This is a genomic window from Anaerococcus rubeinfantis (genome assembly GCF_001487145.1).
In the GTDB taxonomy this organism is placed as follows: Bacteria; Bacillota; Clostridia; order Tissierellales; family Peptoniphilaceae; genus Anaerococcus; species Anaerococcus rubeinfantis.
In genome coordinates, this window is sequence record NZ_LN913016.1 from 516082 (window position 1) to 529110 (window position 13029).

A 13029-nucleotide genomic window follows, 5' to 3' on the forward strand; every position below is an offset into this window, starting at 1 on the left:
CTTAGATTTAATTTATCCTTCTTGAAAACAATAAAAATACCAGAGTTTTAAACTCTGGTATTTTTATGTTAAAAATTATTTATTTCTAGGATTTTCTATAGCTTCTTGAGCTGCAGCAAGTTTTGCTATTGGAACTCTAAATGGTGAACAAGATACATAATCAAGACCGACATTGTACAAATATTTTACAGTTGTAGATTCTCCACCGTGTTCTCCACAGATTCCTAAGTGTAGGTTTGGATTTGCTTTTTTACCACGTTCTACAGCAGTTTCAACCAAGAAACCAACACCTTTTTGATCTAAAACTTGGAATGGATCTTTGGCAAAAATATCTTTGTCTAAATAAAGATCTAAGAATTTACCAGCATCATCCCTTGAAAGACCAAAGGTCATTTGTGTTAAGTCGTTTGTACCGAATGAGAAGAAGTCAGTGATTTCACCGATTTCATCAGCTGTTATTGCAGCTCTAGGAATTTCGATCATTGTACCTAACAAGTAGTCAATTTTCTTTCCTTTTTCTTCGAAAACTTTTTCAATTTCTTCTCTTACTTGAGATTTAACATAAGCAAGTTCCTTTACATCAGATGAAAGTGGAATCATTATTTCAGGAACAACTTTTATTCCATCTTCATTGCAATGGATAGCAGCTTGAATTATTGCACGAGCTTGCATTTTTGAAATTTCTGGATATCTAACGCCAAGTCTAAGTCCTCTAAATCCAAGCATTGGGTTTACTTCTTCAAGGTCAAGGATTCTTTTCTTAACTTCAGTAATTTCCATATTTAAATCTTCAGCAAGAGTTCTAATTTCTTCTTGTCCTCTTGGTAAAAATTCGTGAAGAGGTGGATCAAGAAGTCTTACTGTTACAGGTCTTTCTCCCATTATAGAATAAATTTGATAGAAATCATCTTCTTGCATTGGAAGAATTTTATCAAGAGCTTCTTTTCTAGTTTCAGCATTGTGAGCCAAAATCATTTTTCTAACTTGGAAAATTCTGTCAGCTTTAAAGAACATGTGTTCAGTTCTACACAAACCAATTCCTTCAGCTCCAAATTGAAGAGCTTGTTCAGCATCGTGAGGAGTATCAGCATTTGTTCTAACTTTCATGTCACGATATTTATCAACCCATCCCATAAATTCGCCGAAGTTTCCTTCAAGTTTTGGACTTTCAGTTTCAAGTGCTCCAGCATAAATATTTCCAGTTGAACCATCTATTGATAGAACATCTTGGTCAGAATATTTCTTTCCATCAATTCTTACAAATCTTTCATCTTCGTCAACATAAATATCATGAGCTCCAGATACACAACATTTTCCCATTCCTCTTGCAACTACTGCAGCATGGCTTGTCATACCACCTCTAGCTGTAAGAATACCACTTGCTGAAACCATTCCTTCAAGATCTTCTGGAGAAGTTTCTTCACGAACAAGGATTACATCAACACCTTTTGCAGCTCTTTTTTTAGCTTCTTTTGCAGTAAAGGCAATGTAACCAACTGCAGCTCCTGGACTTGCAGCAAGACCTTTTGCAATAGCCTTATTTTCTTTTATAGATTTTTGAGAAAGAGTTGGGTGGAGAAGACCATCAAGATCTTTTGGATCAATTCTTAAAATTGCTTCTTTTTCATCAAGAAGACCTTCATGAACCATATCAACAGCAACTTTTACAGCAGCTTTTGCAGTTCTTTTACCATTTCTTGTTTGAAGTAGGAATAATTTACCTTCTTGGATAGTAAATTCCATATCTTGCATATCTTTGTAATGTTGTTCAAGTTTTTCAGCAGTATCATGGAATTGATCAAAAACTTCTGGTAAAGAATCTTTTAAAGTTTGAATTTCTTTTGGTGTTCTAACTCCAGCAACAACGTCTTCACCTTGGGCATTCATTAAATATTCACCAAATAGTTTGTTTTCACCAGTAGCTGGGTTTCTTGAAAATGCAACACCAGTTCCAGAAGTATCTCCCATGTTTCCAAATACCATTGATTGAACATTTACAGCAGTTCCCATAGAGTCATCAATATCATTTAATCTTCTATATAAAATTGCACGTTCGTTATTCCAAGAAGCAAATACAGCAGTTATAGCTTTGTTTAATTGTTCTCTTGGCTCTTGTGGGAAATCTTCGCCCTCAATATCTTTATAAACCTTTTTATATTTTTCTACTACATCTTTCAAATCTTCAGCAGTAAGTTCTGTATCTTCACTAACGCCTTTTTCATCTTTTTTAGCACTAAGAACCTTTTCAAAATTATTTTTATTAATTCCCATTGCTACGTCAGCAAACATTTGAATAAATCTTCTGTATGAATCGTAGGCAAATCTTTCATTATTTGTTTTTTTGCTAAGTCCAATAACAGCGTCATCATTTAAGCCAAGATTAAGGATTGTATCCATCATACCTGGCATAGAAATTGGAGCACCACTTCTTACTGATACAAGGAGAGGATCTTCAGTTGATCCAAAAGTTTTTTCGTTGTGATTTTCAAGGTCTTTGATGTGCTTTGAAATTTCTTCATTAAGATCTTCCCAGATTTTTTGATCTTCTTCATAAAATCTTGCACAAGCTTCAGTTGTAACTGTGAAACCATATGGTACATTTATTCCCATATTTGTCATTTCTGCTAAATTTGCGCCTTTACCACCGAGCAAAGAGCGCATGTCCTTGTCTCCTTCGTTAAAATTGTAAACATATTTTTCAGTCATTTTTTTCCCCTTTCCTACTGTTAATATGATTGATTATAATATCAGCCGTTTCTTCTATAGATCTATTTGTAACATCAATTATTATACAATCCAAATCATCCATTATCTCTTTTGCATAGTCTAATTCTTTTTGGATATTTCTCAAATCAGAATACTGACTTTTGCCAAATAAATTTAGACTTTTTAGCCTTTCATCCCTAAAAGATTTTAAAATATTTTTATCGATAGTTAAGCCGAATATTTTATTCTTATCGATTTCAAAAAGTTCATCAGGTAGGCTAGTGTTTAAAAGTATTGGAATATTACAAACTTTGTATCCCTTGCTTGCCATATAAATTGATAAGGGAGTTTTAGAAGAACGAGATACACCAATAATTGCTATATCACAGGCTTTTAGCGATCTAAAATCTTTGCCATCATCATATTTTATGGCAAAATCTAAAGAATTTAATGTTTTAAATCGGTCAGTTTCATAAAGGGACTCATCAGAAAAAGCATATTTTGGTTCTAAATCAAGTTTTTTAGAAATAGTCCTTATTGAATAGCCGGTTATATCAACATAAGTAATATTATTTAGTTCACAAAAGTCATTGATATAAACGTTCATCCTTGAATCTTGGAATGAGTGATAGATTATAACATTATCGCCAGTTTCAATTATGAAATTTAATATATCCTTCAAGGAATTTATATCCCTTACATCTGGATATATATTTGTAATTGTTTCAACATCAAATTGACTAAGGGATACCTTCACAATTTTTTCTGTAGCGTAACCACTTGTGTCAGAGATAATGTTTACACTAAGCTTCATCCTATCACCTCTTTAAATATAAGATTCTATTAATATTATAGCATTTTTAAATAAAAATCCAAGAGCTGAAAACATTTTTCAAACAAAAAAACTAATAATTATTAATTATTTGTAAATAAATAAATTTCTTTTCTAGCTTTAAAATCTGATAAAATTGACAAAAACTTTTTTTAAAATATAATAAAAAAAAGAAATGAATATAAAACTTTGACAAAAAGGAGTAGTAGGGGAAATTTTTTAGAGAGAAGACGGATGGTGAAAGTCTTTAAATTGAAACTATGAAGGTTGTTTTGAAATAGTTTAATGTAGCATGCATGTATGCAAATAAGAGCCTTTTTTTTAAAAAAAAGGAAGATAGGTGGTAACGCGATAATCTCGTCCTTGAGAGTTGTGTTACTTTTTTTATTATTTATTTTTAATTTTTAATTTGAAATCAAGGAGAATTTATGCAAACAAAATACGAACCACAAAAATTTGAAAAAGAAATTTATAAAAGATGGGAAGATGGTGGATATTTTAAAGCTAGAGTAAATGAAAATAAAAAACCATTTACAATAGTTATGCCACCACCAAATATAACAGGAAAATTGCACTTAGGCCATGCCCTAAATAATACAATCCAAGATATTATTATTAGATATAAAAGAATGCAAGGCTATGAAGCTTGTTGGATTCCAGGAACAGATCACGCCTCAATTTCTACTGAAGCAAAAGTTGTAGAAAAAATCAAAAATGAAGGTAAATCTAAAGATGATTTAGGTCGTGATAAATTTTTGGAAGAATGTTGGGACTGGACAGAAGAATACGGTGGAACAATAAAAAGACAATTAAGAACTGTTGGAGTTTCTTGTGATTGGGATCGTGATTCCTTTACTATGGATAAAAATCTTACAAGAGCTGTAAGAAAAGTTTTCAAAAAAATGTATGATGACGGCTTGATTTATAGGGGAAATAGGATTGTAAATTGGGATCCTGAGGCAAAAACTGCTCTTTCAGATGCAGAAGTTTATCACAAAGACCAAGAAGGTCACTTATGGTATATAAAATATTTCTTTGAAGATAGCGATGATTTCATAACCATTGCTACAACAAGACCTGAAACCATGCTTGGAGATTTGGCTGTTGCTGTTAATCCAGAAGACGAAAGGTTTAAAGGAAAAATTGGGAAAAATTTAATTTTGCCACTTGTTGGACGTAAAATTCCTTTGATTGAAGATTCCTATGTTGATATGGAATTTGGTACAGGTTGTGTAAAAATCACTCCTTCTCATGATCCTAACGATTTTGAAGTTGGAAAAAGACATAAACTTGGTCAATGTATAGTTATTGATGAAGGTGCAAAAATTAAAGAAGGGTATGGAAAATATTCTGGTCTTGATAGGTATGAAGCTCGTAAGTTAATGATTGAAGATTTGGAAAAAGAAAATCTTTTGGTAAAAACTGAAACAATTGAGCACGCAGTTGGATACAGTGAAAGAACAAATGTTGTAATTGAACCATTAATTTCAAAACAATGGTTTGTTAAAATGGAAGATTTGGCAAAAGATGCAATCGAAGTTTATAAAAATGGAGATTTGAATTTAATTCCAGATTCTTTAGGAAAAACCTACATGAATTGGCTAGAAAATATTAGAGATTGGTGTATTTCTAGACAATTATGGTGGGGTCACAGACTTCCAGTTTTCTACACTGAAGATGGAGAAATTATTGTTTCAGAAGATGATCCAGATGAAAATGGATATTTGGATGGAAAAAAAGTCACTCAAGAAGAAGACACTCTTGACACTTGGTTTTCATCAGCTCTTTGGCCTTTTGCAACCTTGGGTTGGCCAGAAGAAACTGAAGATTATAAATATTTCTTCCCAACAGATATCCTTGTAACAGGTTATGATATTATATTTTTCTGGGTTATAAGAATGGTATTTTCTTCTCTTTATAATACAAATAAAACTCCTTTTGACCATGTACTTTTCACAGGCCTAATTAGAGATCCTCAAGGAAGAAAGATGAGTAAGTCTCTTGGAAATGGGGTTGATCCAATTGATGTTGTAAATAAATACGGAGCAGATGCCCTTAGATTTACAATTATTACAGGAAATTCTCCTGGAAATGATATGCGCTATGACGAAAAAAGAATTGTAGCAAGCAGAAATTTTGCAAACAAATTATGGAATGCAACAAGATTTGTATTGATGAATATTGATGAATCTGATGATCTTGAATTTAAAAATTTAGATTTAAGTCTTGAAGATAAGTGGATTCTAAAAAGATTAAATAATGTAGTTGAGGAAGTTTCTAATAATTTGGACAAATATGAAATTGGACTTGCTGCAAGCAGGATTGAAGATTTTATTTGGGAAGAATTTTGCGATTGGTATATTGAATTTGCCAAGGAAAGATTAAATTCTGATGATGAAAATAAAAAATCAACAGTTAAAAAAGTTCTACTTTATGTTTTAAAAGATATGATTTCACTTCTTCATCCATTTATGCCATTTATTACTGAAGAAATTTATAAGCAATTGCCAAACAAAAAAGATATGCTTATAGTTGAGTCTTGGCCACAAGTTAGGGATGATTTTAATTTTGACAGCGAGGCAAGAGTTGTTGATGGAGCAATTGAGGCTATAAAAGCTATCAGAAATCAAAGACAAACTTTAAATCTTGGATCAAAAACAAGACAAGATTTGATAATTTATTCATCTGATGAAAATACAAGAAATTTCCTAGAAATTTTGAAGGGTCAATTTGTAAATCTTTCAAAATCTGGAGAAATTTCAATAATAGATGAGGACAAAGAAGTTGAAGATGCAGTAAGTTTGATTTTCAATGATTTTAAAATTTATATTCCTTTAGAAAATCTAATTGATTATGACAAGGAAAGAAAGAGATTAAAAGATGAAATCAAAAAACTTGAATCTGAAATTAAAAGGGCAGAAGGTAAACTTAACAATCAAGGCTTTGTTTCAAAAGCACCAGAAGCTGTTGTAAATGAAGAACGAGAAAAATTAGAAAAATATAAAGACTTACTTGTAAAAACTCAAGAATCTTACAAGGAAATAGAAGATAAATAATGTATAAAGATTTTGCTTATATTTATGATAAATTATCTTTTGACCTAGATTATGGAAAATATGCAGAAAACATAAAATCTTTGGTCAATAAAAATAAGATTAAAAAAGAAAAAATGTTGGAGTTAGCGTGCGGGACGGGCATGCTAACCAATCATTTTTTTGATTTTTTTGAAAAAATTGATGCTTTAGATTTATCAAAATCTATGCTCGAAGTTTTTTCGAAAAAATATCAAGAAGAAAATGTATCTTTGTATAATTATGATATGGTAAATTTTCAAAATGAAAATTCCTATGATTTAATTGTAATCTTGCTTGATTCTATAAATTATATTTTGGATGAAAAAGATTTGAAAAAATTGATGGAAAATTCTTATAAAAATTTGAAAAAGGGTGGACTTTTGGTTTTTGATATAAATTCAGAATATAAAATGGAAGAAGTTTTTGGATCAAAATCTTATATTTATGAATATGAGGATATTTTTTACACTTGGGATAATATTAAAACCGATGATATTATTGATATGGAACTAAACTTTTTTGTTGAAAATGAGGATGGAACATACCAAAGAATAATTGAAAATCAGGTTGAAAGAATATATTCTGTAGATTTTATGGAAAAAAATTTAAAAGAAAATAATTTTTCTGAAATTGAAATTTTTGATGAAGATGATATGGGAAAAATTAAGGATGATACTTTGAGGATTTTATTTAAGGCGAAAAAGGAGTAAAAATGGAAGGAAAGGTTAAATTTTTTGATGAAAAAAAGGGATTTGGTTTTATAGAATCAGAAAGTGGCGACTATTTTTTTCATTATTCTGAAATAATTTCTGATAAGGATTATAAAACTATTGAAAATGGGGCAAGTGTTGAATTTGATGTGAAAGATTTGGGCAGGGGAGATACTGCCTTTAATGTGAAAAAAAGGGGCTAAGATGAAATATTTTATTTTGATTTTATTTTTGATTTTTCTTCCTCAAATTTATTATTTGTACAAGAAAAAAACTTATCTTGATTTAAAAAATGGGTCAAGATTTTTTATAAAAGAAGAAAGTTTAATAAATGATAATAGGTGCAAGGTAATTCTTACAAATTCAGACGGTTTTGATATTTATGCTAACCGTTTTGATGTTGAAAATCCAAAAGCTGTTGTTCAAATTGTCCATGGTATGCTTGAACATTCACTTAATTATCTACATTTTGTTAAATTTTTAAATGAAAGAGGCTATGCGGTTGTGATTTCTGATAACAGAGGACACGGAAAATCTATCTCTGAAGACCATCCTTCTGGATTTATAAAGGAAAAAGATGAACTAATTGATGATCAATTTGTTATAAATAAATATATAAGAATGTATTACAAAGATAAAAAAGTTTATATGTTGGGTCATTCTATGGGTTCATTGATTTGCAGAAATTATTTGCAAAAATATGATTATACTATTGATAAATTAGTTTTGACAGGAACTGTAGCTTATATTCCAATTGCAAAACTTGGAATTTTTATTGGAAATATTGTCACATTTTATTTGGGTGAGAAGAGAAAATCACATCTTCTTGATGCCTTATCTGGAATTTCTTCAAAAGATTCTTCTTGGATTTCTTACAATGAAGAAAATGTTAGGATGAAAGATAATGATCCAATGCGTTTAAGTGGATTTTTGGCAAGAAGTAATGTTTGTTTGTTTACTCTTGTTAATAATTTAAACAAAAATAATAAATACAAAGTTAAAAATAAAGATTTACAAATAGCTTCCTTAAATGGAGTTGATGATGATGTAACTGGAGGAGATAAGGGGTTAATGAATACAAAAAATATTTTATCATCTATTGGTTACAAAAATCTATATTTTAAAACTTATGACCATATGAAACATGAAGTTTTAAATGAAGACAACAGGATGGAAGTTTTTGAAGATATAGATATGTTTTTTAAAAAATGAGTATAGACTCATTTTTTTAATGAAAAAAAGGATTTATAATGATTGAAGAAGATCTTGTAAGATTAAGAAGACACTTTCACAAATATGCAGAACCTGCATGGATGGAATTTTTGACAACTGCAAAAATAATTGAAGAATTAAAGCCGTATGACCTTAAACTTTTTTATGGAAAAGAAATTTATTTTAATAAAAGAATGGGACTTCCAGAAAAAGAAAAAATTGATTCTTATAAAAATTCTATTGAAATTTCTGATATAGAAAAAAAGGATGAAATTTTAGATTCTTATACAGGACTAATTGCAGTTTTGGATACAAAAAAACCAGGACCAAATATTGGCTTTAGATTTGACATTGATGCAAATGAATTAGAGGAAACAGATTCAAAGGGCCATCTTCCAAATATTTTAAATTTTTCATCAAAAAATTCTTTTGCCATGCACGCTTGTGGCCATGATGCTCACATGTCAATTGGAATTGAGCTTGCAAAAATTCTTTCATCAATGAAAGAAAAACTAAGAGGGAAAATAATTTTTATTTTCCAACCTGCAGAAGAAGGAGTAAGGGGAGCTTATTCTTTGATGAATAATCCCATAATTGATAATTTTGACTATATGGCAGGACTCCATATTGGCATGGATGTAAAAAGCGGTCAAATTGGAGTTGGAAGTCATGGCTTTCTTGCTACAAAAAAAATTGATATTATTTTTAAGGGTAAGGCATCTCATGCTGGAGCAAGTCCTGAAAAAGGACACAATGCTCTTCTTGCTGCATCAAGTGCAGTTTTAAATTTTAATAGTCTTGCCCAACATTCTATGGGAGAGGCTAGAATTAATGTTGGAAAATTAAATGCAGGAAGTGGAAGAAATATTATTGCAAATAGGGCAAAAATTGAAATGGAAATAAGGGGAGAAAATGATCAAATAATTTCTTACTTGTATAATGGAGTAAATAGGATTATAAAGGGATCAGCAATTTCTTATGATTGCTCCTACGAAATTGAAATAAAGGGCCAAGCTCCATCTCTTATGCCTTATGATAAAAATTTTATAAAAAATTTAAGAGAGTATTATAAGGAAAAATCCTATAAACTTGTTGATGGTCAATTAAAAGGATCTGAAGATATTGCTTATTTATTAAATGAAGTAAGAAAAGCTGGTGGGAAAACTGTTCATTTTATTTTGGGATCAAATTTAAAAGACAGCCACCACAGTGAAAATTTCGATATAAATGAAAAAGATATGTTAAGAGGGGTCAATCTATTGGTTGATTTTGTAAAATATATTGAAAAAATTGATCATATTGGTTATGAAAGGATGAAAAATGAAAATTTTGCTTACAGGATTTGATCCTTTTGATAAAGAAAAAATAAACCCATCTATTGAACTTGTAAAAAAAGTTGATGAAAAAATTGATAAAGGTCAAATATTTAAATTAGAAATTCCAACAGTTTTCAAAAAATCTGGAGAAATTTTAGAAGAAAATATCAAAAAAATAAGGCCAGATGTAATTTTGTGTATAGGACAAGCTGGTGGAAGAAGCTCAATTTCAGTTGAAAGGATTGCAATTAATATTGATGATGCAAGAATTTCAGACAATTCAGGAGAAAAACCAATTGATGAAAAAATAAGAGATGATGGTGAAAATGCTTATTTTTCAAATTTGCCAATTAAAAAAATAGTTGAAGAGATAAAAAAAGAAAATATTCCTGCAGAAATTTCAAATTCAGCAGGTACTTTTGTTTGTAATCATTTGATGTATGAGGCCTTGTATTTGGCAAAAAAATATAAAAATATAAGAGCAGGCTTTATCCATATTCCATATTTACCTGAACAAGTTTTAGATAAAACCAATATTTCATCAATGGATTTGGAAAATTCTTTAAAAGCAATTAATATTGCCATAAAGACAATAATTAATTATGATGGAGAAGATGTAAAAATTTCTGGTGGGAAAATTTCATAAAATTTGGAAGCAAGTTTTGAGCTTGCTTCTTTTTTTGTTATAATAAAAATGATAATTATTAAAAAAATAATATTATTAATAAAACAAATATAATCTTATTAAAGGAGATTTTATGAAACTTGAAATAAAAAATCTTTCCAAGACTTTTGGTAAAAAAGAAGTTTTGAAAAATATAGATTACACTTTTGACCAGGGGGTTGTTTATGCTCTTTTGGGAAGAAATGGTGCAGGAAAAACTACACTTTTTTCTTTAATTAGTGAACAAATCAAAAAAGATTCTGGAAATATTTATCTTATAGATGAAAATGGAAAGAAAGAGCTCGATTTTAGGGATGTGTTTTTTATGGTTGCAGAGCCAGATCTTCCTAAATTTCTTACGGGACGAGAATTTATAAAATTTTTTGTAGAGGCTAATAAAGAAAATATTAAAAATGAAAGATCGGTAGAAGAATATTTTTCTCTTGTGGATTTTGATATAGAAGATACCGATAGGCTTATCCAAGATTATTCAACCGGAATGAAAAACAAACTTCAAATGCTTATGTTTTTGATTTTAAAACCAAAGGTTATTTTGATGGATGAGCCTCTTACAAGTCTTGATGTAGTTGTTCAACTTGAAATGAAAAAAATAATCAGAGATATTCACAAGGACCATATAATTATTTTTTCAACCCATATTTTGCAACTTGCAAAAGATATTTGCGATGATATTGTCCTTCTACATGATAAAAAATTGCAAAAAGTTGATAAGATGGTTTCAGAAGATAAGGATTTTGAAGATAAAATAATAAGGCTTTTGACAAGTAAAAATGTTGAAAATATTGATATAAATATAGATGATGAAAATTTGGGTGATGAAGATGAGTAGATATTTTTCAAAATTTCTATTGATTGAAAGAATAAAAATCACCAAAGTTTTTAATGGGATAGTTTATGGGATAAGAAAAATTCCTTTAATTGGAAAACACTTAGGAGATAAGTATTATTTTTACGATTTAAAAGAAATCATAAATACATTTGTTCCTATTTTTTCAATAATTTGGCAATTTATAAAATCAATTTTAACCTTTGGTTTTGCGATTTTTATTTCAAGGACTCTGTTAAAGTTATTATTTGAAATTTCTGATAAATCTCCCTTATTTTTTAGGAGTGATTTTGATTTAAGTCTTGGATCAGTTATACTTACTTGCTTTCCTTTTAGTTTTTATATTACAAATATGATAACATCATCATTATTAACAGATAATGGGAATGTCTTTTCTGATTTAAGTAAAAATTTCAATTTTTTTCCAAATGACTTGGCACATATATTTTTGTATTTAGAGCCATTTTTGATTTTTATTGGAAGGACTTTGGGATTTGTGATTTTTGGTAAAATTTTTGCAAATATAAATCCTATTTACACATTTTTATTTAGTCTTGGTATTTATTTTTATAATATAAATATTACGGGATTTTGGACAAAAATATATGAAAAAAGAGAAAAATCATTTTTTGAAGATAGACCATTTTTACAAATTATTTTCATTTTAATTTTGGATTTGGCGATAAGTTTGTTAGTATTAATAATAAAACTTGATTTTAAAGTTTTAAGTCTTGGATATTTCTTTATAAATTTAATTTTATTTCCTTTTGTTGTGAATTATTTTAAAAATTTCAAGAGCTATGACAAAATAATTGAAAAAACAATAAGGGTATATAAACTAGCGGTAGAAGATTCGAAAGATGTGCAAAATAATGTTGTAAAAATTAAAAACAAGGATATAAATAAAAATGAAAAAATAAAGGGAGAAGGCTTTGTCTATTTAAATAATCTGTTTTTTAAAAGGCACAAAAGACATCTATTAAAACCAACAATAATAAAAAGCGGAATATTTTTTGCTCTTGGAATTGCAGTGTTTTTTATTTTTTCAAGTCTAACAATAAAGAGCTATGAAGTTTATAAAATTTTAATATATGCAATACCAATAATTTCATATATTTTATTTAAACAAGATATAATTTTGATGGCTTTTTATAAAAATTGTGACTCATCGCTTTTGTATTACAATTTTTATAGGGAAGATAAAAATTTGTTAAAAATGTTTTGGCTAAGATTTACTTCTATTTTTAAACTCATGGCTATTCCTATGGGGGCTATGTTTATAATTTATATTGGCATAGCTATAAAATATTTGACAACAACTAATTATAATTTATCCCTGCCAATTTTTTATATCTTATTAAATGCAATATTTTTTACAATTTTGCCCTTGTTTCAATATTATATAATTCAACCTTTTGATAAAGAAGGAAAACAAAAATCTGTAGTTTTAGTTTTAATGAATATGTTTTTGTATTATATATTTATATTTGGACTTCCGGCTTTGGCAACAAAAATTGGAGAGATTAAATTTATGTTAATAATTTCAATTTTTATAATAGGATTTGTAGGACTTGCAAGTTTTTTAATATATAAATTTGCTCCAAAAACTTTTAAAATTAAACAATAAAAAAGGACCCGAGTGAAGTGAACCCCTCAATCCGTATTCCA

The 13029-nt window shown here is 28.9% G+C and carries 10 protein-coding genes; 8 read left to right on the plus strand and 2 right to left on the minus strand.

Going from position 1 to position 13029, the window contains the following annotated elements; genetic code table 11:
- Positions 1 to 75: 75 nt before the first annotated feature.
- Together ppdK and BN3265_RS03390 are read right to left on the minus strand one after the other, a co-directional pair.
- Positions 76 to 2706: a pyruvate, phosphate dikinase gene (gene ppdK, locus BN3265_RS03385; protein ID WP_058990153.1), complete on the minus strand. Its 2631-nt coding sequence runs from the start codon at positions 2704 to 2706 to the stop codon at positions 76 to 78.
- On the minus strand, positions 2699 to 3520 hold the full coding sequence (locus tag BN3265_RS03390) for a pyruvate, water dikinase regulatory protein (RefSeq protein ID WP_058990154.1): 822 nt from the start codon (positions 3518 to 3520) through the stop codon (positions 2699 to 2701). The genes ppdK and BN3265_RS03390 overlap by 8 nt, the downstream gene beginning before the upstream one ends.
- 446 nt (positions 3521 to 3966) lie before the next feature.
- On the opposite strand from BN3265_RS03390, the gene BN3265_RS03395 reads away from it, so the two are divergent.
- The 8 genes from BN3265_RS03395 (at position 3967) to BN3265_RS03430 (ending at position 12988) form a co-directional block, all read left to right on the plus strand.
- Complete coding sequence (locus tag BN3265_RS03395; protein WP_058990155.1) at positions 3967 to 6594, plus strand: valine--tRNA ligase; 2628 nt, start codon at positions 3967 to 3969, stop codon at positions 6592 to 6594.
- Positions 6594 to 7322: a class I SAM-dependent DNA methyltransferase gene (locus BN3265_RS03400; RefSeq protein WP_058990156.1), complete on the plus strand. Its 729-nt coding sequence runs from the start codon at positions 6594 to 6596 to the stop codon at positions 7320 to 7322. Before BN3265_RS03395 ends, BN3265_RS03400 begins: the two co-directional genes overlap by 1 nt.
- A 2-nt stretch (positions 7323 to 7324) precedes the next feature.
- Positions 7325 to 7525: a cold-shock protein gene (locus tag BN3265_RS03405; protein WP_058990157.1), complete on the plus strand. Its 201-nt coding sequence runs from the start codon at positions 7325 to 7327 to the stop codon at positions 7523 to 7525.
- A gap of 1 nt (position 7526) precedes the next feature.
- Complete coding sequence (locus tag BN3265_RS03410; RefSeq protein ID WP_058990158.1) at positions 7527 to 8534, plus strand: alpha/beta fold hydrolase; 1008 nt, start codon at positions 7527 to 7529, stop codon at positions 8532 to 8534.
- 38 nt (positions 8535 to 8572) lie between these two features.
- On the plus strand, positions 8573 to 9880 hold the full coding sequence (locus BN3265_RS03415) for an amidohydrolase (RefSeq protein WP_058990159.1): 1308 nt from the start codon (positions 8573 to 8575) through the stop codon (positions 9878 to 9880).
- Positions 9855 to 10496 (plus strand): pyroglutamyl-peptidase I, encoded by a 642-nt coding sequence (pcp, locus tag BN3265_RS03420; protein ID WP_058990160.1) that lies wholly within the window; start codon positions 9855 to 9857, stop codon positions 10494 to 10496. The genes BN3265_RS03415 and pcp overlap by 26 nt, the downstream gene beginning before the upstream one ends.
- A gap of 112 nt (positions 10497 to 10608) precedes the next feature.
- Positions 10609 to 11364 carry an ABC transporter ATP-binding protein gene (locus BN3265_RS03425; RefSeq protein ID WP_058990161.1) on the plus strand — a complete coding sequence of 252 codons (756 nt, stop codon included), beginning with the start codon at positions 10609 to 10611 and terminating at the stop codon, positions 11362 to 11364.
- A complete protein-coding gene (locus tag BN3265_RS03430) occupies positions 11357 to 12988 on the plus strand; it encodes a hypothetical protein (RefSeq protein ID WP_058990162.1) in 1632 nt (543 codons plus the stop codon). The genes BN3265_RS03425 and BN3265_RS03430 overlap by 8 nt, the downstream gene beginning before the upstream one ends.
- Positions 12989 to 13029 lie beyond the last annotated feature (41 nt).